This window comes from Stappia sediminis, assembly GCF_009826895.1.
GTDB lineage: Bacteria > Pseudomonadota > Alphaproteobacteria > Rhizobiales > Stappiaceae > Hongsoonwoonella > Hongsoonwoonella sediminis.
This window is the reverse complement of the sequence record NZ_WUMV01000010.1, coordinates 1-20,581: the sequence shown is the minus strand read 5'-3', so window position 1 is coordinate 20,581 and position 20,581 is coordinate 1. Positions and strand designations below refer to the sequence as shown.

The following is a 20,581-nucleotide window of genomic DNA, read 5'->3' as shown; positions in this document are numbered from 1 at the left end:
GCTCATGCTCGCTGCTTGAGAAATGACAGGATTTCGTGCTGGGTGGCCGTGTCCCAGAGCAATGGCGCATGTCCTTCGCCGGTAACGGTCAGCGTTTTCATTCCGGGCCGCGCCCTGCGTGCTTCCTCCACTGTTCTTCGGGTCAGAATATCCGAGTTCTCACCCTGAATCATAAGTAGAGGAATTTCAGGTAAGGAATTGAAAAGCGGCCATAAATCCGGAACCGTATCGGGCGTCAGGTCTTCAAGCGCCACTGCAAGTGCGGGATCGTAATCCAGCCTCACGCCGTCGTCGGCTTCCCGGTAAAGCTGGCTTGCGAATGCCCGCCAGTCATCGTCGCTCATGCTGGTGAAGCTGCTTTCGTAAGCTTGTTTCAAGCGCGCTGCCGCAGCCTCCCAGGAAGGCTCTTGCATGTTCCTGCCTACGATACCGGCGATGCGGGCAAGGCCCTGGTATTCGACCTTCGGCCCGATGTCGTTGAGAACGACACCTTCGACGCGCTCCGCCAGCGTGGCGGCAAGCACCATCGCGTGTATGCCACCGCGCGATGTGCCGACGATCGAGAAGTTGTCGATGCCGAGCGCATCCAGGCCGAGCCGGATATCCTCGCTTTCCGATGCAAGCTCGTAATCTTGTTGCGGGTCATGGTCGGATCTCCCGCGTCCTCGGTAGTCCATGGCGATTACCCGGAGGCCATGAGCGTTCAGAAAGGCCGCCAACCTGTCGAAGTCGCGTGAATTGCGGCTCAATCCCGCAAGGCAGAGGACGGTTTGCTGTTCCCTCGTCGCTGTCCAGTCGCGCGCTCTCAGCTTCAGGCCGTCCTTGCCCTGCCATTCGCGAAGGGTCCAGCCTTGCTGTTCGTCGGTCGCCATTTGTCGTCATCTCCCGGTGTCATTGCGGTCAGGATAAAGGAGGGAAGCAGGCGGGGCGATCCATCCGTTGCGGGCAGACGGTGTCGTTTTGCCAAAGCTGCAGCGTTTCTTTCGCAAGCGCGCGGAAAATGCGCCCATCCTTGTTGCTCCCGGTTGCTTCGCCGACTATTGTGCCGATCCCGTAATGCCGGTTACGGACAATCCTGCAAATCCAAGAGGAAAACCCAGATGTTCAAGGGATCGATGCCCGCACTCGTCACGCCGTTCAGGGACGGGGCAGTGGACGAGAAAGGTTTCCAGGATTTCGTGGACTGGCAGATAAAATCGGGCTCGCACGGGCTTGTCCCGGTCGGCACGACCGGCGAAAGCCCGACCCTGAGCCATGATGAGCACAAGCGCGTCATCGAGCTTTGCATAGAGGCGGCTTCGGGCCGCGTGCCGATCATGGCGGGTGCCGGGTCCAACAATACCGAGGAAGCCATCGATTTCGCCCGCCATGCGGAAAAGGTCGGTGCGAATGGTATCCTTGTTGTCACCCCTTATTACAACAAGCCGAACCAGGCCGGCCTGATCGCGCATTTCAAGGCAATCGACGCCGCGGTCGGGATTCCGATCTACATCTACAACATCCCGGGCCGCTCGGTGATCGACATGCTGCCTGAAACGATGGCGGAGCTCTTCAAGACGACCCGCAATGTAAAGGGCGTGAAGGATGCGACGGCCAACATGGCTCGTGTCACCCAGCAGCGCGCGGCCTGCGGGCCGGATTTCGTGCAGCTTTCCGGTGAGGATATCACCGCGCTCGGCTTCAATGCGCATGGCGGCACGGGGTGCATCTCGGTCACGGCCAATGTCGCGCCGGCGCTGTGTTCTGAGTTTCAGGAAGCGTGCCTTGCCGGCGATTTCGCCAAGGCGCTCTCGATTCAGGACCGTCTCGCACCGCTTCACGATGCGCTCTTCATCGAGCCGAACCCGACGGGCGTGAAATATGCGCTCTCGCTGATCGGCAAGGGGGAGAACGAGCTGCGCTTGCCGCTCGTGCCCGTGTCGGAAAAGACGCAAGGCGCGATCCGCTCCGCCATGCAGCACGCGGGTCTTTTGAACTGAAGGCGCAAAACAGCAAACGACTGCCCGTCCGGCGCGCCAAACCCGCGTCGGACGCAGTTTTTGGAAGTTGGTTATGAGTTCCAAGCGTGGAAGCGATCCCGGACGCAAGATCGTCGCGGAAAATCGCAAGGCCCGTTTCAATTACGAGATCGAGCAGACCTTTGAAGCCGGTATCGAGCTTCAGGGAACGGAGGTGAAGTCGCTTCGCCAGGGCCGTTCGAACATCGCGGAATCATATGCCGCGGAAAAAGGCGGAGAGCTATGGCTCTACAACGCCTATATTCCGGAATATCTGCAGGCGAACCGCTTCAATCACGAAACGCGCCGCCCGCGCAAACTCCTTATGCACAAGCGCGAAATCGGCAAGCTTGCCGGTGCCGTGCAGAAGGAGGGCAAGACGCTCGTGCCCTTGAAGGTCTATTTCAACGAAAAGGGAACGGCCAAGCTTGAGCTTGCTCTGGCGCGCGGCAAGAAGATCCACGACAAGCGCGAAACACAAAAGCGCCGCGAGTGGGAGCGCGACAAGGCGCGCCTGTTGAAAAGTCACGGTTAACCTGTGGATAACCTGTCGGTTTTCTGTTGGCTTCCGGCATGCGGGCCGATTGCAGGCCGCTGAATTTCAGCCTTCATCAACTTCAAAAATACGAATTATTTCAAGCAGTTCGCGGCGACGACCGGTAATTTCCACCGGACGGCGGCTTTTCGCGTCTACCTGCACGTGAACGAAACGGCCTTGCGCGCAGGCGCTAGTCTCGTCATTGCGGAAAAGTCCGATGTCATAGGCAACTGAAGAGCGCCCCAGGCGCGCGACGCGAATACCGGCGTCGACCGTGTCGGGAAAATTCACCTCCGCGAAATACTGGCAGGCGGTCTCGACGACCAGGAAAACCGTTTGCGATGTTGCCGGTGACAGCACGCCTTCCTCGATCAGCCATCCGTTTACGGCGGTGTCGAAGAAACTCAGGTAGTTCACGTTGTTGACGTGGCCGTAGATGTCGACGTCCATCCACCGGGTCGGAATGCGCCGGAAGAGGGAGAATTCCGCGCGCTGGAATGGTGCTGCCCTTTCGCCCATCAACGCGCTCCTAATATGCGGCCCGGTAGATGTCGAAAGCGTCCTGTTCGCTCACCTCGCGCGGGTTGTTGACGAGAAGGCGCGTCTGCTTCATCGCATCGCTTGCCATTCGCGGCAGGTCGTTTTCCGTAATGCCGACCTCGCGAAGCTTTGTTTGCAAGCCCAAACGCTTGTTGAGATCGGCGATTTCCTCGATGAATTGCGCCGTGATGTCCTGCGTGGCGGTCGCCGGTCCAAGTCCGAGCGAGGGGAAGACATGCGGCGCGAGTTCCGCATAAGCCCCGCCGGCGGCAGGCGCGTTGAAGCGCAGGACATGCGGCAGCACAAGGGCGTTCGAAAGCCCGTGAGGCACGTGGAAGCGCCCACCGATCGGATATGCAAGTGCGTGGACGGCGGCGACCGGCGAGTTTGCGAACGCCTGCCCTGCCAGCATGGAGCCGAGCAGCATGCCGGATCGGGCGTCGATGTCGTCGCCTTGCTCTACCGCACGCTCGATATTGGCGGAAAGTAGCGTCAGCGCCTCGATCGCCAGCGCGCGCGAAAGCGGATTGTTGTTGGCGGATTTCGAGGTATAGGCCTCGATCGCATGCACCATGGCGTCCACGCCGGTTGCGGCGGTCACGTGAGCGGGGAGGCCGAGCGTCAGTTCCGGGTCGAGGATGGCTACATCCGGCAGGATAACGGGCGAAACGACGCCGCGTTTTTCATCCTCCTCGACGGTCACGATGGAGATCGGCGTCACTTCCGAGCCCGTGCCCGCGGTCGTGGGAATAAGGACGAGCGGCAGGCGCGGCCCTTTCGCGTTGCCTACGCCCCAGGCGTCGTCCAGGTTTTCGCCGCTGCCTGAAAGAAGCGCCGCGATCTTGGCGACGTCCAGCGACGAGCCGCCGCCGAGCCCGATGACGCCGGTTGCCTTCATTTCGCTTGCGCGCTCGGCAGCGGCCATAACGATCGAGCGTGCGGGGTCGGCCGCCACATCGTCGAATATCTCAACCGCAATGCCCGCCGACTTGAGGTTCTGGACCACCGGCTCGACGAGGCCTGCTGCGACCAGTCCCTTGTCGGTCACGAGAAGCACGCGTTCGCCAAGCAAGCCCGCATGATCGGCGATCCTTGCGGCCGTGCCTGCTCCGAATGCGAGCCCCGCGGTCGTGTTGAATGTGAAGGGAGCGATCACGCGAGCAGCCTCCTGTTCCGGTTTTTCCGGCAGGGTGCCCGAACGGCCGACGAATGTCGAGGCGGAAGAAGCGGTTAGCCGCCGGGTGGGTGTTCGGCCTCGCAAAAGGCGATCGCGCGGTTGCGGAAGGTCTCGTACTGCGCATCGGAGACGACGCCGTCGCTGCGCATCTTCTCCACCACCGTCAGGCGTTGTTCAAGGCATGTGGCCAATTCCGGGTTGGCGTTCGCCGGCACAGCCTCGTTCTGAAGCCCACCGGCAAGGCCCAGATTCACGTTCGCAAACGAAAGGCCCGGCAGGTCGTTGCGGCCGATCCACGCCATGAGCATGAGAACGAGCACGGCAAGAGCCAGCGCACCCACTCTTGCCGGCCAGCCGTCCAGACGGGAGTGCGCATGCATCGCGGATTACCCTCCCGTGACGCTCATGTGACGGGTGACGGCGGGCTGCTTCGTGCGCCGGTCGATGATGAAGTCGTGCCCCTTCGGTTTGCGCCCGATCGCCTCGTCGATGGCCTCGTAAAGCAGTTCGTTGCCCTCCGAAGCGCGCAGGGGCGCGCGCAGGTCCGCGCTGTCGTCCTGGCCGAGGCACATGTACAGCATGCCCGTGCAGGTAACGCGAACACGGTTGCAGCTTTCGCAGAAGTTATGCGTCATCGGCGTGATGAAGCCGAGTTTCCCGCCCGTTTCCTTCACCTCGACGTAGCGCGCCGGCCCGCCGGTCTTGTAGGGGATGTCTTCAAGCGTGAATTCCTCGCCGATGCGCGCACGCACCAGCGAAAGCGGCAGATACTGGTCCGTACGGTCGCCGTCGATTTCGCCGAGCGGCATCGTCTCGATCAGCGTCAGGTCGTAGCCGTGCTCGTGGCACCAGCGCAGCATGGGGATGATCTCATGCTCGTTGACGCCCTTGAGGGCGACCATGTTGATCTTCACCCTGAGGCCGGCTTCGGTCGCGGCGCGAATGCCGTCCATGACCTTGCCGAGGTCACCCCAGCGGGTGATCGCCTTGAAGCGGTCGGCGTCGATCGTGTCGAGCGAGACGTTCACGCGCCTGACGCCGCAGTCGTAAAGCTCTTTGGCATAGCGGGCGAGCTGCGAACCGTTCGTCGTAACGGTCAGTTCGTCGAGCTTGCCGCTTTCGATATGGCGGGAAAGGTTGCGCACGAGGCTCATGATGTTCTTGCGCACCAGCGGCTCGCCGCCGGTCAGGCGCAGCTTGCGCACGCCCTTGTCGATGAAGGCGGTGCACAGTCGGTCGAGTTCTTCCAGGCTCAGGACCTCGCGCTTCGGCAGGAACGTCATGTCCTCCGCCATGCAATATACGCAGCGGAAGTCGCAGCGGTCGGTCACGGAGACGCGCAGGTAGCTCACATGCCTGCCGAAGGGGTCGATCATCGGTGCCGTTTCCGCCGTGTCGCCGCCCTTCATGTTTATTTCGTTCTCGGGGCCGTTGGCCATGCAGTCCTCCGGTGGGGCGGCATGGGTCGACGCCGCGCCGAACAGATTGTTGTCTTGTCTGGAAGGTTAGCGTCTTGAGCGCATAGGTCAATTCATGATCGTGCGGGATGGATATGCACATGGCGGCGCTTGTCAGACGCGGGCGAATGCCTATCGTCTCCTCTAACGAGATGAGGAGGCGAATCCCGTGAGCGACAACAAGAAACCCTGGCCGACCGAACTCCGGCTGAAGAAGGACCGCAAGGTGCTGACCATCACCTTCGATGACGGGCAAGCCCATGAATATTCAGCCGAATATCTGCGTGTCTGCTCGCCATCCGCCGAAGTGCAGGGGCATTCGCCTTCCCAACGCAAGACAGTGCCCGGCAAGCGCGAGGTCGCCATCATGCAGGTGGAGCCGGTTGGCAATTACGCCGTGAAGCTGCATTTCGACGACCTTCACAACTCCGGCATTTATTCTTGGGATTATTTCATCAAGCTTGCCGAAGAGCGCGAGGCGCTTTGGGGCGGATACCTGAAGGAGCTTGAGGATAAAGGCCTCAGCCGCGACAGGTGAGACGTTATTTCAACAGGTCCTCCTCGAAGGGGAAGTTGCTCAGGAGTTCGATGCCGGTTTCGTTCACAAGCACCTGCTGTTCAAGCTTCACGCCTTCGCGCCCGCCTTCCTCGCCGATGTAGCTTTCCACACAGAGCGTCATCCCCGGTTCGATGACGCCATCGTAGCCGGCATCCGGAAAGTCCGCGCGGTGATAGAGGTACGGGTATTCGCCCGTCATGCCGCAGCCGTGGGCCGAGAGGTAATATCGGTTGGCGAAGTATTTATCTGGGATATCCCATGCCCTGTCGGCATAATCGCGAAAGCTCATGCCGGGTTTCAGGATGTCCATATTGTGGTGCACCTGCTCGAAGGCGACCTTGTAAAGCTCGCGCTGATGGTCGCCGGGGGTGTTCGGACCTGCATGAAACGTGCGCGAAAAATCGGAGTAATAGCCGTAGCAGCCGACCACATCGGTATCGAGCGCGATAAGGTCGTTTCCCTGGATGATGCGGTCGCCCGATTCCTGGAACCACGGGTTTGTGCGCTCGCCGGAATTGAGAAGCCGCGTTTCGCAGTAGTCGCCGCCAAGCTCTATGACCGTCTTGTGCAGGACGGACCAGAGCGCGTTCTCGCTCATGCCGGGCCGGATCGCCTCGCGCATCCTGGCAACGCCCACTTCCGTGGCCCGAAGGCTCGCGTTCACGCATTTCATCTCTTCCGCCGACTTGATGGACCTTGCGCGCTCCACAGGAGCCTGCGCATCGACGATGTGAAACCCGAGCCCGGCAAGTGCGATCGCCGCCCCCGCATTCACCCGTTCGAGGCCGACAGTCACGCCATCGCCCGCGGTCTCGCGGATGGCATCGGCGATATGCCTCGCCCAGGCGCGTTCACGTTCGGCGATCCTTTCGCCCGCCGCCACATAGCTTGCGGTCAGCGAAGGGCGTACCTCCGTCAGTGTCTCGAAGCCTTCCGCCAGATGCATGCAGCCGGTGAATTCGAAGAGGATGGAGTGGTTTTCGGTTAGAAGCAGATATCGGGACGGCGCATTGCGTGAGGTGAATATCTGCATGTTGCGCGTGCCGGTCGCGTAGCGGATGTTGACCGCGTCCGTCAGGATGAGCGCGGCGATATCTCGTTTGCGCATTTCCTCGCGCACACGCTGCTGCCTGTAGCTGCGCACCGCGACAAGGTCGATTTCGCCCGCTTCCGGCTCCCGGTCGAGAAGCGCAAGATCGCTCAGGTCCGATCTTTCGGCATGCCAATCCAGTGTAACCATCTATGCCGATGTCCTTCATTCCTTCATGTCGTTCGCCAGAGCTTCGGCATAGGCGACGATCGCTTCGATATCTTCAACCTTCAGGACAACTTCCTTGGTCGTGGCCGGAAGGTCGATCGGCCTTGGTCCGTCTCCCTCGAAGCGCACGTGCGCCGGATGCGGCAATCTTGCGTGGAAGGTCGCGAAGCGGTCGCGCCAATCGTCCAGCGCCTTGATCAGGATCATGAAGGAAGGCGTGGAAGAGATGCCGGCCATCCTGTTGTCGGGATCGACGACATGGCATCGCGAGCAGTGGACTTCGGAGATCTGCCGGCCCTTTTCCGCAAGCCCGTCCTGCGCGGCCGCCGCGTCGGCCGTCGAAAACAGAAGAACCACTCCAGCGGCGGCGGCCGCCGCCGCGATTGAGGGTATCCGGTGTTCCGTTTGCAAGGCGTCCTCCCTAGGGTCTGGACCCATAAAATTGACGGAAATGGTATGAGCCGATTTGGTTGGATACGAGGAGCAAGAGCGCAGGAAACCAGGCCGGTTTTCAAGATCTTGCGACAAAGTAGCCGGCCAAATCGGCCATATCTTCGAGACACCGAAACGGCTTCGATCTGCCGCGTCGAAGGGCTTGACCGGGTGCCCGACCCGCTCCGCGCCCTTCTCCTTGCACTTCTTTGCCGTTTCAGGTGCCATTTGCATCAATTTTATGGGTCCAGACCCTAGAGCGCTTTCGTGATTAGAAATCGCTCCAGAAACAATATCCAGAGCAAATCCCGCCAAATCCGATTCAGATTTGGCGGGATTTGCTTTGGGGCGCCAGCTTGAACGGATTCCTATGGAAGGCAAACCTTCTGACGGCAAATGTAAATCGCGATCTTGCAATCTCTTCAGGCAATCGCATTGAAAAGGCCGGCGCAAGGCCGGCCTCGGACAAATGTTCGCGGGGGTGGGTTCTCTTAACGGCGGACGACGACCCTCGTGCCGACGCCGACGTTATTGTAGAGATGGATGATATCCTCGTTCGCCATGCGAATGCACCCGGAAGATACCGCCGTACCAATCGTCCATGGTTCGTTGGAGCCGTGGATGCGATAGAGCGTCGAGCCGATGTAGAGCGCGCGGGCGCCAAGCGGGTTGTTCGGTCCGCCTTCCATGTAAGCAGGCAGCGTCTGGCCCTTGGCCCGGGCTCGGGCGCGCATTTGTGCCGGCGGCGTCCAGCCCGGCCATTCCGCCTTGCGGGTGACGCGATGCGTACCTGCCCACTGGAAGCCTTCCCGGCCCACGCCAACGCCGTATTTCATGGCCTTGCCGCCGGGCTGCACGTGGTAGAGCCTGCGTTCGCCGGTATCGACGATTATGGTGCCAGGTCCGTAGGGGCCGTCATATCCGACCGTCTGGCGCGGGATCGGAGACTTGCCGCCTCGCAATGGACCGTATGAAACCCATTTCTTCGACGCCGCATCGAAAAACTGGCCGCCGGCCTGCGCCATCGCCTCGGCTGCCGAAAACGCCACGGCAATTGCCGCGATAATCCCAAGAAGCTTCCGCATCCCCTCAAAACCTCTCTCAAATTTGGTCGCCGCGCGACCTTCGCGGCACAATCGCAGCGCAAACGTACGACATATTCGACATCAAAGCGCTCGACCGATATTCATGCCCTCCGCTTACAATCATGTTAACGTATAGGCACTTTTCGCAAGTCCATCTTAAGCGGTTCAGTCGTCAGGATTGTGATGACGATCACACTTTAGTGATCAAGATCCAGGTTTCGGAAGTTTTGGAACAAATAACCGGCGGTTGTTTCCTGACCTGGCAGAAATGGCGGCGCAGTCACGCCGCCTTTCCGCTTTGAAACCAATTACGGAACGCATCTACCCCAGATTGAGTTCCTTGAAGAAGTCGTTGCCCTTGTCGTCGATGACGATGAAGGCCGGAAAATCTTCCACCTCGATGCGCCAGACGGCTTCCATGCCCAGTTCCTCGTACTCCACGACCTCCACCTTCTTGATGCAGTCCTGGGCAAGGCGCGCGGCGGGGCCGCCGATGGAGCCGAGGTAGAAGCCGCCGTGCGCCTGGCAGGCGCGGCGCACTTGGGGCGAGCGGTTGCCCTTGGCAAGCATCACCATGGAGCCTCCGGCGGCCTGGAACTGGTCGACATAGGCGTCCATGCGCCCTGCGGTCGTCGGGCCGAAGGAGCCGGAGGCATAGCCTTCCGGCGTCTTTGCCGGGCCTGCGTAGTAGATCGGATGGTTCTTGAAATAGTCGGGCAGGGGTTCTCCGCTTTCAAGGCGTTCGCGCAGCTTGGAGTGGGCCAGATCGCGCGCGACGATCAGCGGGCCGCTCAGCGAAAGTCGCGTCTTGATCGGATGTTTGGTCAGTTCGCCCAGGATCTCCGGCATCGGGCGGGTAAGATCGATCTTCACCACGTGATCGGAAAGCGAACCTTCCTCGATTTCCGGCATGTATTTCACCGGTTCGCGTTCCAGCGCTTCCAGGAAGATGCCGTCCTTCGTGATCTTGCCGAGCGCCTGGCGGTCGGCGGAACAGGAGACGCCGATGCCGATCGGCAGCGAGGCGCCATGGCGCGGCAAGCGGATCACGCGTACATCGTGGCAGAAGTATTTTCCGCCGAACTGGGCGCCGACGCCGGTTGCCTGCGTCAGCTTGTGGATCTGCTTTTCCATCTCGTGGTCGCGAAAGGCATGGCCGAGTTCGGAGCCTTCGCCCGGCAGGCCGTCGAGATAACGCGCGGAGGCAAGCTTCACGGCCTTCAGGTTCATTTCCGCGCTGGTGCCCCCGATCACGATGGCGAGGTGATAGGGCGGGCAGGCCGCGGTGCCGAGCGTCAGGATTTTCTCCTTCAGGAATTCCACCAGCCGCTCCGGCGTCAGCAGCGAGGGCGTGCCCTGGTAGAGGAAGGTCTTGTTGGCCGAGCCGCCGCCCTTGGCCATGAACAGGAACTTGTAGGCATCGTCGCCTTCGGCATAGAGCTCGATCTGCGCCGGCATGTTGTTGGCCGTGTTCTTCTCCTCGAACATGGAAAGCGGCGCGAGCTGCGAATAGCGCAGGTTTTTCTTGAAGTAGGCGTCGCGCGCGCCTTCGCCCAGCGCCTCTTCGTCACCGCCGCCGGTCCACACGCGGCGTCCCTTCTTGCCCATGATGATCGCCGTGCCCGTGTCCTGGCACATGGGCAGCACGCCGTGCGAGGCGATGTTCGCGTTCTTGAGCAGATCGTAGGCCACGAACTTGTCGTTTTCGGTCGCCTCGGGATCGTCGAGGATCGCCCTCAGTTGTTCCAGGTGGCCGGCACGCAGAAAGTGGTTGATGTCCGCGAAGGCCTCTTCCGCGAGAAGGCGCAGTCCTTCAGGCTCCACGACAAGCATTTCCTCGCCCCGAAACGTTTCAGTGGAAACGAAATCGGATGTGATTTTCCGATAGGGCGTCTCGTCGGCGCTCATCGGAAAGAGTGATGTGTGCTTGTAGGCGGGCGGGGTCTGTGCGGACATGTGATGGTCTCCCGAGTGGCGGGATCGCGGAGGAGGTGAACCTGCCGCAATCCGGCGGAAACGATTTGACCGCCTTTTACGCCATCGGGAAGGAGAACGCCAAGGGATCGCACATAGCGCTTTCGGCTGATCGCCCGTTCCTCATTTCTGCGCGGTAACCTCGAAGCTGACCTTCACGGCCGTACCGACGGTGGATTCGGGAAATCCCTCTCCCACGGACCACTTGTCGCGCAGGATTTCCATTTCGCCTTTCGCGCTGGCGGTGTCGCCGTCGATTTCCAGCGTGAAGGGTACGGTTATGGGCAGCGATACGCCATTGATCGTGAGCGAACCCTCCGCTTCATAGACGCCGTCCTCGCGCTGGCGCGCGCTTGCCGCTTCGAACACCGCCTGCGGGTGCTCGCCGGTGTTGAACCAGGCTTCGCCGGTGATCTGCCCGTCAACTTGCGGTTCGCCGGTAACGACCGAGGCCAGGTCGATCACGGTTCGAATTTTCGCGCTTCCCGGCGCTGCCGGGTCGAAGTCGATTTCCGCCGTCCAGCTTTCGAAAGTGCCGATAACTTCGGATCCGCCTTGTGTTGCGGTGAAGCCGAGCGTGCTCTTTTCCTGGTTCACGGTCCATTCGGCGGCGGTTGCGGCTGTTGCAACGGCGAGGGCCAGCAGGCTTGCGGCGGCGAAGGCAGTTGCGAGAGATCTGGGTGTATTCATGTCCGAAACCTTGTCTCCACACTTCGGCTTGCTTGCTTCGGCAGCCGGAAATCAGCGAGTTTCTGCAACCGGTTTGAGGCTTGTCATGCGCCGCAAGACCGTATCGCGTGAAATGAAATGATGCTTTAGAGCGGCTGCGGCATGCAGCCCGACAAGCACGATCAGGAACCAGCCGAGCACCTCATGCACCTCTTTCAAGAGAGCCTCAGCGGCGGCTTTTTCGCCCAGCGCGTCCGGTACGGGCAGATGCGGGACGTTGAAGAGGTTGAAGAAGACCGTAGGAATGCCCCAGGGCGATGCGGAGACCATCAGCCAGCCCGACAGCGGAATGGCGAGCATCAGCGCGTAAAGGCCCGCATGGCCGAGGTGGGCGGCGGCTTTTTCAAGGCGCGGCATGGTTTGCGGCAGGCGTGGCGAAGGGTTGACCGTGCGCCACCCTAGCCGAAGCACCGCCAGAGCGAGCGCGGCAAGACCGAGCGACTTGTGCAACTGGTAGAGCGGGAAGAGCGAGGGGTCGTTCTGCTCAAGCCCTGTCATGTAGAGGCCGAGGCCGACAAGCACGAGGAGCAGAACCGCCATGGTCCAGTGAAATGCGATGGCGACAGCGCCGTATCCGCCAGTGGTATTGCGCAGCATGGGCGGTCTCCTTCGGCTGAAAGCAGAGTGCTGGGGAAGGGCGGAGTGGATCTCCGCCCCGGGCGGGTGATGCGCCTCGTCAGTCCTGGACCTTCAGGACTTCGGCGTTGATCGTGACGGGGATTTCGTCGCTCACATAGGGGACGAATGCGTCCATTCCGTAGTCGGTGCGTTTGATGACGCCCGTGGCGGTTAAGCCGACGGCGGGTTGCTTGCGCACGGGATGATCGCCGATCTTGTTGATCGTGACGTCGAGCACGAGCGGCTTGGTGATGCCCTTGATGGTGAGGTCGCCCGTCACGGCCAGCGTGTTTTCGCCGGTCTTTTCCACGCTTGTGGAGATAAACCGTGCCGCGGGGTGCTTTTCCACCTCGAAGAAGTCTCCACTCTTCAGGTGCGTGTCGCGATCGGAGAAGAAGGTGTTGATGCTCGCAACATCCACCTTCACGTCGACCTTGGAATTCGCCGGATCTTCCTGATCGATGACGAGATCGCCCGTCCAGTCGCCGAAGCGGCCTTCGGTCGTTGAAAAGCCGAGGTGGTCGAAGGTAAAGCTGATCGCGGAATGCGACATGTCGAAGGTGTAGGCGACCGGCTCTGCCGCGGCCTGGGCGGCGATAAGGCTTGCGGCAAGGGCCGCGGCGGCGAAACGCTTCATGTTTGTCACTCCATCAAAGGGCGTTTGTCTGGACGGAACGCCCTTGAGGGGCGCTTCGCGCTAACAAGTGGTCACTTCGATGGAAGGTTCAATTTGACGGACCGTTCAAGCGGGGCGAACGATCGCGCCGCGCCGTGCTGCGCGGTTCAACCCACGGTGCGTCCCAGAAGCGCCTCGCGCAGGCGCCTGTCCTCGCCGTGAAGGTCATGGCCGAAGCGGATATCTCCATCTTCGGTGATCCAGGCGGACTGATAGAGCACGACGACTATCGCATCGTCGCGCGGTTTGAAGGTGATGGTTTCGCCCCGCTTGACGATGTCCTCGAAATCGTTCACCGGCATGACGCGCGGATCGACCAGGTCTTGCACGAACTCCAGTCCGTCGACGATGCCGAAGCCGGAGCCCGGCAGATACGGGTTGCAGTAGTCGCGCGCATCGGGTGCTTCGGGAATGTCGAAGAAGAAGAGGTTTGCCGCTTTCGCAAAGCTTACCCTGAAGCGGCCGAGGGGGTTTTGCGCAACCGGCGCCAGGCGGATATCGAAGCTCTCGCCCCGAGCCTTGATTTCCCGTTTGGAGAATGCCGCCCATGGAAAGGCCGAAAGCGGGGCCGGCGCATTGTCGAGGCGCAGGGAATATCCGCGCCCGGCAAGTGCGGCGGGATCCGTCCTCAGTTCATCGAGCAGTTCGCCGACGATATAGTCGGTCGGGACGTGCCATGCCGGATTTATCGTCGCTTGCGTCAGGCTGCCGGCGGTGATCACGGCATTGCGGTCAGGGCAGTTGGGGTAGGCGGAAATCGTTTTGCGGACGCGGCCGTTATCGATCAATTGCAGTATGTTCTGCTGCTTGTCGACCAGAAGCGTAAGGCCTTGCACCAGTTCCGGCAGCCAGCGTTGTCGCTCCATCGCAAGCTCGATCTGTTCCACCCGGCGCTCGGCGGGAATGTTGAAGGCGATCGTCGTTTGCTGGTCCAGGCGCCCGGTTAGAGGGACGCCGTAGCGTTTCTGCGCCTTGCGCAGGGCATCGGCGAGCGGAGCGTCGAATTGCGTGCCTGCCGGTAAAGGGTCGAGAAGTCCTTCCACTTCAAGCCGCCGCCGCAATGCGTCAACGCGTGGGCCGCTGTCGCCGATGTTCAGGTCCGGGCCCGGCGCCATCGCCTCGAAACCGCCTTCCAGCTCGATCTCCCGGTAAAGCGCGAGATGGCGGCGCAGTTGCCGATAGGTCGGGTTATAGGGTTCCCAGGCCCTGAAGAAGCTCGCAAGGTCGCCGAGCTGCATGACCGCGTTCAGCACATTCGCGCCGTTGATCGATTTTCGCGGCATATAGGCGGATGGATAGACCATGCGCGGCACGACCCGACCGACCTTGATGTCTTCCGCGAAGCGGAGGAAATGCGCCGAAAACCAGAGTTCGACCCGCGCCAGATCCGCCTCGCCCGCCTCGGTGGCGTTGCTGCTGATTTCGCGCAGGAAGGAAAGCGGATAGTTGTCGCTCGACAGCCCGTCGAAGGCGGATCGCTCCATGCGCGCCAGCAGAACGGGAATATTGTTCGTGCCTATCCACAGCGGCGCGCTGTCGCGTTCGTCGTAAAAGGCTGAGAGATCGTCGAGCCGGGCGCGCACCGGCAGGGGCAGGCTTTCTTCGTCGTTCAGTTGGCGGCGTATTTCGCCGATCACTTCCGTGGTGCGCGTGGTCGATGGGGCAAATGCGGCGCTCGCGGAAGGTACGAAAAAAGCAGCGATGACAAAAAAAGATACAATCAATCCGAATATTATTTTTCTCCCAAAGTCAGTCACTCAAATAATCTCCAGTGACAGTCGCGGAAGCGTTAACTGCATTAACGGCAGTAGCGCAGTGATTAGAACTTATTCTGTCCTTGCGGGGAAGGGATTTCTTGAGTCCGTGTCATACGATTGAAATTTTCCAGTATTATTTCGCTTTCCGCAATGGAATGCAACCATTGATAGAGTTGCATAGAAATACGCACCTCTTTCTAAGAGCCGACCTCGATTCGCGTGGCGCGAAAGGTCGCCGGCATTAAGCGGTAGATGGCGATGAAGCGAATGTGTTCGCTTCCCCTGCAGGTTTTTTTGCCTTGATCGGAAGGCCGAACTAGTTTCCATCTCACGTCGCACATTTCCCTGACCGAGGAAGCCATGTTCAAGATAATCGCCGCATTCGCGCTCGCCGTCGCCGTGGCCTTTCCGGCGGCTGCCCAGGAATTGCAGATCCGCGACATCGTCAAGGGAACGGGGGAGGAAGCCGCCGTCGGCAGGACGGTGACCGTTCATTACACCGGCTGGCTGGAGGATGGCACGAAGTTCGATTCAAGCCTCGACAGGGGCCAGCCGTTCGAGTTCACGCCCGGCACCGGCCGCGTCATCCGCGGTTGGGAGCAGGGTGTGATCGGCATGCGCGTCGGCGGCAAGCGGGAGCTCATCATTCCGCCGGAGCTTGGATACGGCAGCCGCGGCGCCGGCGGGGTCATCCCGCCCGATGCGACGCTACGCTTCGAGATCGAGCTTCTGGACGTCAAGGCGCCGAAGTTTTCCTCGCTCGACAATTCAGCGCTCAGGGAAAAGCTGGAAGGTGGTGCGACCGTCATCGACATCCGCCGGCCGGACGAATGGCGCTCGACGGGGGTGGTGGAAGGAAGCCGCCTCATTACGTTTTTCGACGACAAGGGCCAGGTCAATCCTGATTTCCTGGAGGACCTTTCCGCAGTTGCCGGCAAGGACGACGATGTCGTGCTGATCTGCCAGCAGGGCGTGCGTTCGCTCGTCGTCTCCAGGCTTTTGTCGGAACGTCTGGGCTATTCCAAAATCAGCCATGTTTCGTCGGGCATCGCGAGCTGGATCGGCGAGGGCAACCCCGTCGTGGACGCCGAAACACCGGAAAAATGCTGGCTTTGCTGATCGGCCCATTCCGCGCTTCGGGCGTTGGCGCCTGACTGCGCAACCGCCGCCGCTCAGCGGCCGCATCCTCCTTGATGGCGACACCCCACGGGGAAGGCCGCCATCAAGTAGTGCAGGGCACCTTCGACTGTCTCTCTCAAGGTCGCTTCGAAAAGGCTTCCAATAAGAGCGGTTCCTTATTCGCTTGCCTTTTTGTCGCGCATCGCCGCCTCGAGCTTCTTGATGTCCTCCGGCGACAATTGCGGCCGGTCGATTTTGATCGTCAGCTTGTCGAGCTTGGCGGTCAGCGGGAAGGGCGGTTTGTAGTCCGCATCGTTCACGCCCGTCAGCGTGTCGGAGCCGATATCGAAGCTTTCGTCCCATTGCAGGATGATCGGAATGGTCCTCTCCATCTTCCTGGTATCGACCACCTCGCCATCGACCTTCAGTGTGCCCGTGCCGGATCTGCCGACCCCGCTCATGTTGTTGAAGGCCAGCGTGCCGGCGCCGATCCCGTCATAGGTGAAGTCGAACTCGACCGTATGCTTGCCGGGTTTGAGCGCGTCCTTGCCTTCCCATTTGATGCGTTCGAGGTCGACCATGTTCCACAGGAACACGGGCTTGCCTTCGAGCAGGTAGAACCCGTAGCCGGCAAAGCGGCCGCCTGAGGTCAGGATCATGCCCTCGGCACCGCCTTCGGGCACTTCAATCTCGGCGGTGATCGTATAGGAGCTGTTGAGAATGCCTGGCGAGTCGCCTTGCGGGAGCCCGGTCATCGGCCGCGTGTAGACGAATTCGTCCCGTCCCGCCGTAATGTTCGGTCGTGGTGCCGCGACCCGGGGGCCGACCGAGGCATCGAGCGGGAATACCTGGTATTTCGTGGCCTCCCGGATGAATGTCTGCCTAAGGTCCTCCACCATGTCGGGGTGATCGGCGGCGATGTCCGTGGTCTGCGTCGGGTCGTTCTTGAGATCGTAGAGTTCGAACACCTGGTTGTTCAGCGGGTCGGGATTGCCGGGGCCGAAAGCATCCCACGGAGTGCGGTTGACCTTGGTGGCGAGGAACCAGTCGTCATGCCATAGCCCCCACTGCCCGAACATCTCGAAATACTGGGTGTCGCGCGGCGGCGGAGCGTCGGCATTCTCCTTGTCGAAGAGATAGGCGAAGCTCTTGCCGTCCATCGGCGCCTGGGTGATCCCGTCGACGCTCCGCGGCGGTGTGATACCGGCAACCTCGAGGATCGTCGGGACGACGTCGATGACGTGGAGGAACTGGTCGCGCTTGCCGCCCTTGTCGGAGATCTTCGCCGGCCATGTGACGGTCATGTTCTGCCGGATGCCACCAAGTTGGGAGGCAATCTGCTTCATCCACGGATATGGCGTGTCGAAAGCCCAGGTCCAGCCGACGGCCATGTGGTTGTAGGTTTCCTGGGTGCCCCAGACGTCGTACCACTTCATCTGTGTCTCGACGGGGATCGCGTTGATCCCGTTGAAATAAGCGACTTCGTTGGGAGTGCCGAGAAGCCCCCCTTCGGCGCTCGTTCCGTTGTCGCCGTTGATATAGATGATCAGGGTGTTGTCGTATTCGCCGATGTCCTTCAGCGCCTGAACCACGCGGCCGATCTCATCGTCCATATAGGCCGAGTAGGCGGCGAAAACGTCAACCTGCCTGATGAAGAGCTTCTTCTCTGCGTCGTTGAGCTGATCCCAATCCTTTATATACTCGGTGGGCCAGGGTGTGATCTTCGCATCTTCCGGGAAGTAGCCCATCTTCTTCTGGTTTTCGAAGATGGTCTCCTGCAGCTTGTTCCAGCCGTCGTCGAACAGATGCATCGCGCTTATCTTGTCGACCCATTCCTTGGTCGGGTGGTGCGGCGCATGCGTGGCGCCAGGCGCGAACTTGACGAAGAAGGGCTTCGACGGGTCGATCTGGTGCATTCGCGTGATCCAGTCGATCGCGTCGTCCGCCATCGCCGTCATCAGGTTCCATGTCCCTTCTTTCCCTCGGAAGGGATAGATCTGGGTCGTGTTGCGGAAGAGGTTGGGCTCCCACTGGTTGGCGTCGCCGCCGACGAAGCCGTAGAAATACTCAAAGCCCATGCCCGTCGGCCATTGATCGAACGGCCCGGACTGGCTTGCCTGGAACGCGGGCGTGTTATGGTCCTTGCCGAACCATGAGGTGTTGTAGCCATTGTCGAGCAGGATCCGGCCGATCGTGGCCTTGTCCTCGCCGATGATGCTGTCGTAGCCGGGAAAGCCCGTCGACTGCTCCGAGATCACGCCGAAGCCCACGTTGTGATGGTTGCGCCCGGTAATGAGGGCTGCGCGCGTCGGTGAGCAGAGCGACGTGGAATGGATGGCAGTGAACCTGATCCCGTCAGCGGCGAGTGCGTCCATCGTAGGATGCGGGATGACGCCGCCGAAGGTGCTGGGAATGCCCCAACCGGAATCGTCGGTGATGATCAGCAGCACATTGGGCGCTTCCTCGGGGGGCACCACCGCGGGCGGCCACCAGGGTTTGGACTGGAGCGCGTCATTCGCGATCTCGCCTCCGAAGGGCAGAGCGGGCGGGGGAAGCTGGTCGCCCTCCAGCACTCTTTTCGCGGAAGGCGAACCCGGCGTGCCGATGATTTTGTCGGCGGCGTTTCCGGCGGATGCAAGGGGAAGCGCGCAAAGGATCGAAACGGAAAGGACAGCCTTTGCCAGCTGCAGGTATGACCGATATTCCATGAATACCTCCCATCCAGATACCAGCCGCACGATGCGTATTGATATTCGAGAGAATTCCTATGGTTTAGTTACCCCCCCTCGTATCGGGGTATACGCTCCGGCAAAAACAACGAAATCTGTGAATCTAACGTAAGGATAATCAGTGAACGTCTTTTGACGCGAGTCAATTTCAGAGCGGGAGAAGCAGAAAGTCAAATGGACGTCCGGAATTTTCGGCAAGGCTATCTGATGTTTTGGCCATCGCTGCCTGTTTAAAATATCCCGGTGAGGGGTTTTGCATGGCGCTCGCCCACTCCCGTCGTCGCCTCGCGCGCTTCTCTCGGCCCCCTAATATTCCTTCTCGAAGAAGACACCGGCCTTGGTTTCTCCGTCGGCGCCCACTTCGCCGCGAAGCTTGATGTTCTTTGAGACGTCGATGTCGACCGTCACCCGGCTCGACCCGTCCCCAGTGCCCTGTTTCACGCCGAGATAGATGTTGTCATTGATGTATTTGCCGACGGCAAGCGCCGGTCCCTTGTCGCCGTCGTTGACGATATCGATGGCATCGAGGCCGAGCGATTTCCTGAGTTGGCCGAGTGGACCTTCGCCGCCGCCGCCGGTAAGAACCGCGACGGATGCGGCAAGCTGGGCGATTTGCGTCGGCGAGAGGTCCGACACGCTTTGGTCGAACAGGAGCCGGGCCAGGATCTCGTCCTGCGGCAGTTCGGGCGAGGAGGTCAGCGCCACAGTCGGGGATTCGGCTTCGCCCGTCACCGAAATCGTAATATTGGCGTTGCTCGTGCTCGTCGTGGCCGCGAAGTCGAGGCGTGGCATCAGCGAGCCGGTGAAGGTGATGATGCCCTTTTCGAAAGTGATCTGGCGCGTCAGCAGGCTCATTCGCCCACGGATCAGCGAAAAGCCGCCGATGGCTTGCGGATTGCTGGTTGTGCCGGCGAGCTTCAACGTCCCGCCAAGCTCCGCGTCCAGCCCGCGTCCGCGAACGAATATCTGGTTCGGCGCGTTGACGGTCACATCCAGCGCGATCGGCTGACTGGAGCCGCCGCTCCCGTCGCCCTGGCCTTGCGCGAGCGCTTCGCTTTGCGCGCGCACCGCTGCCGGTGCGTTTTTGTGTTTCACCGCAACCGGGTTGATCGCCGCCGGAAGCTGGTCGGGAATATTGATGTCGGCGCGCTCGATGTCGACCTGGCCTGAAAGCGTGGCCCCCCGGGCAGGGTCCGCCAACGGGCCCTTGAGCGCCAGTTCGGCACTCAGTTTCGCCGATATGGTGCTGCCGTCCATGTACCGTCCTTCGCGCAGCGCCACGTTGATATCGGCCGGAAAGCCGCCCGTCAGGCCCACGCTGCCGTTGGCGGTCAGATTGCCGCCGGTTCCAAGTTCCGCGGAAACGTTCTCGATACGCACGCCATCGTTGGAAATCGTGACGGTTCCGGCAAAATTCCTGAGCGTCATTCCGGAACCCAACTCGGTGATCTGGAGTTCCTGCGGCGTCACCGTTCCTGAATAGCGTATTCCCGTGACCGGGCCTTCGACGGTCGCATCGATGCGTGCACCGCCTTTGCCGGAAAGGCCGGCAAGGGTCAGCTTCCTGCGCGCAAGCTCCAGCGGTATATTGCCACCGACCTTCATGTTGAGGGAGACGGGCGAAGCGAGGGATGCCTGCCCGTTTGCCGTAACTTCCAGTCCGGGCGCGCCGGTCACCACCGTGCGCTGGTCTATCGTCTGGCCTTTCATCGTGCCGGTCGACTTGACGGTCAGCGCCGGAATGCCGTTGTCGCTCATTGCCGCCGCGGTCAGGCCCGCGATGTCCACCGTCCATTTCGCATCCGGTGCCGAGCCGCTACCCTTCACGGTGGCATTGCCTGAAGCCGTGCCGCCAAGGCCGAGGCCGGACGAGAATGCGTTTGCGAGGGAGAGCGGCACCTTGTTGATTTTCGCGGCGATGTCGATCGTTTCGCCT

At 60.9% G+C, this 20,581-nt stretch carries 19 protein-coding genes; 4 read left to right on the top strand and 15 right to left on the bottom strand.

The window, feature by feature from the left end; translation table 11 throughout:
- Positions 1–2 precede the first annotated feature (2 nt).
- Positions 3–872 carry an alpha/beta fold hydrolase gene (locus GR183_RS20315; protein ID WP_160777516.1) on the bottom strand — a complete coding sequence of 290 codons (870 nt, stop codon included), beginning with the start codon at positions 870–872 and terminating at the stop codon, positions 3–5.
- A 228-nt stretch (positions 873–1,100) separates the two neighbouring features.
- Here GR183_RS20315 and dapA point away from each other — a divergent pair, with 228 nt between their 5' ends.
- Both dapA and smpB read left to right on the top strand, forming a co-directional pair.
- The gene (gene dapA, locus GR183_RS20310; protein WP_160777515.1) at positions 1,101–1,979 is read left to right on the top strand and encodes a 4-hydroxy-tetrahydrodipicolinate synthase; all 879 of its coding nucleotides are present in this window, start codon (positions 1,101–1,103) and stop codon (positions 1,977–1,979) included.
- A 73-nt stretch (positions 1,980–2,052) separates the two neighbouring features.
- The gene (gene smpB / locus GR183_RS20305) at positions 2,053–2,532 is read left to right on the top strand and encodes an SsrA-binding protein SmpB (RefSeq protein WP_160777514.1); all 480 of its coding nucleotides are present in this window, start codon (positions 2,053–2,055) and stop codon (positions 2,530–2,532) included.
- Between the two features lie 66 nt (positions 2,533–2,598).
- Here smpB and GR183_RS20300 read toward each other — a convergent pair whose 3' ends face one another.
- The 4 genes from GR183_RS20300 to moaA all read right to left on the bottom strand — a co-directional run bounded on the left by GR183_RS20300 (position 2,599) and on the right by moaA (position 5,661).
- Positions 2,599–3,054: an acyl-CoA thioesterase gene (locus tag GR183_RS20300; RefSeq protein ID WP_160777513.1), complete on the bottom strand. Its 456-nt coding sequence runs from the start codon at positions 3,052–3,054 to the stop codon at positions 2,599–2,601.
- A 10-nt stretch (positions 3,055–3,064) separates the two neighbouring features.
- The gene (locus GR183_RS20295; RefSeq protein ID WP_376765787.1) at positions 3,065–4,228 is read right to left on the bottom strand and encodes an iron-containing alcohol dehydrogenase; all 1,164 of its coding nucleotides are present in this window, start codon (positions 4,226–4,228) and stop codon (positions 3,065–3,067) included.
- Between the two features lie 77 nt (positions 4,229–4,305).
- Positions 4,306–4,632 (bottom strand): hypothetical protein, encoded by a 327-nt coding sequence (locus tag GR183_RS20290; RefSeq protein WP_160777511.1) that lies wholly within the window; start codon positions 4,630–4,632, stop codon positions 4,306–4,308.
- Between the two features lie 6 nt (positions 4,633–4,638).
- Positions 4,639–5,661 carry a GTP 3',8-cyclase MoaA gene (gene moaA / locus GR183_RS20285; RefSeq protein ID WP_160777703.1) on the bottom strand — a complete coding sequence of 341 codons (1,023 nt, stop codon included), beginning with the start codon at positions 5,659–5,661 and terminating at the stop codon, positions 4,639–4,641.
- A gap of 217 nt (positions 5,662–5,878) precedes the next feature.
- Between moaA and GR183_RS20280 the strand changes: the two genes are divergently transcribed.
- On the top strand, positions 5,879–6,247 hold the full coding sequence (locus GR183_RS20280) for a gamma-butyrobetaine hydroxylase family protein (RefSeq protein WP_160777510.1): 369 nt from the start codon (positions 5,879–5,881) through the stop codon (positions 6,245–6,247).
- 4 nt (positions 6,248–6,251) lie between these two features.
- Here the strand turns inward: GR183_RS20280 and GR183_RS20275 are convergent, their stop codons facing one another.
- The 8 genes from GR183_RS20275 to GR183_RS20240 form a co-directional block, all read right to left on the bottom strand.
- On the bottom strand, positions 6,252–7,508 hold the full coding sequence (locus GR183_RS20275; RefSeq protein ID WP_160777509.1) for a M24 family metallopeptidase: 1,257 nt from the start codon (positions 7,506–7,508) through the stop codon (positions 6,252–6,254).
- 15 nt (positions 7,509–7,523) lie between these two features.
- Positions 7,524–7,937, bottom strand: coding sequence for a cytochrome c (locus tag GR183_RS20270; RefSeq protein WP_160777508.1), 414 nt, complete (start codon positions 7,935–7,937; stop codon positions 7,524–7,526).
- 512 nt (positions 7,938–8,449) lie between these two features.
- Positions 8,450–9,043, bottom strand: a complete 594-nt coding sequence (locus tag GR183_RS20265) for a L,D-transpeptidase (RefSeq protein ID WP_160777507.1) — start codon at positions 9,041–9,043, stop codon at positions 8,450–8,452.
- A 321-nt stretch (positions 9,044–9,364) separates the two neighbouring features.
- The gene (locus tag GR183_RS20260) at positions 9,365–10,999 is read right to left on the bottom strand and encodes a fumarate hydratase (RefSeq protein ID WP_160777506.1); all 1,635 of its coding nucleotides are present in this window, start codon (positions 10,997–10,999) and stop codon (positions 9,365–9,367) included.
- Positions 11,000–11,140: 141 nt separating this feature from the next.
- Positions 11,141–11,707, bottom strand: coding sequence for a YceI family protein (locus tag GR183_RS20255; RefSeq protein ID WP_160777505.1), 567 nt, complete (start codon positions 11,705–11,707; stop codon positions 11,141–11,143).
- A gap of 51 nt (positions 11,708–11,758) precedes the next feature.
- The gene (locus GR183_RS20250) at positions 11,759–12,343 is read right to left on the bottom strand and encodes a cytochrome b (protein ID WP_160777504.1); all 585 of its coding nucleotides are present in this window, start codon (positions 12,341–12,343) and stop codon (positions 11,759–11,761) included.
- 79 nt (positions 12,344–12,422) lie between these two features.
- Positions 12,423–13,001 (bottom strand): YceI family protein, encoded by a 579-nt coding sequence (locus GR183_RS20245; protein WP_160777503.1) that lies wholly within the window; start codon positions 12,999–13,001, stop codon positions 12,423–12,425.
- 146 nt (positions 13,002–13,147) lie between these two features.
- Positions 13,148–14,764, bottom strand: coding sequence for a L,D-transpeptidase scaffold domain-containing protein (locus GR183_RS20240; RefSeq protein WP_160777502.1), 1,617 nt, complete (start codon positions 14,762–14,764; stop codon positions 13,148–13,150).
- A gap of 393 nt (positions 14,765–15,157) precedes the next feature.
- Between GR183_RS20240 and GR183_RS22305 the strand changes: the two genes are divergently transcribed.
- Positions 15,158–15,916, top strand: a complete 759-nt coding sequence (locus GR183_RS22305) for an FKBP-type peptidyl-prolyl cis-trans isomerase (RefSeq protein WP_160777501.1) — start codon at positions 15,158–15,160, stop codon at positions 15,914–15,916.
- 176 nt (positions 15,917–16,092) lie between these two features.
- Here the strand turns inward: GR183_RS22305 and GR183_RS20230 are convergent, their stop codons facing one another.
- Both GR183_RS20230 and GR183_RS20225 read right to left on the bottom strand, forming a co-directional pair.
- Entirely contained in the window at positions 16,093–18,624 is a 2,532-nt protein-coding gene (locus GR183_RS20230; protein ID WP_160777500.1) for an arylsulfatase, read from the bottom strand.
- 327 nt (positions 18,625–18,951) lie between these two features.
- Positions 18,952–20,581: translocation/assembly module TamB domain-containing protein (locus GR183_RS20225; RefSeq protein WP_202396217.1), on the bottom strand; the 1,630-nt coding region annotated here is incomplete at its 5' end.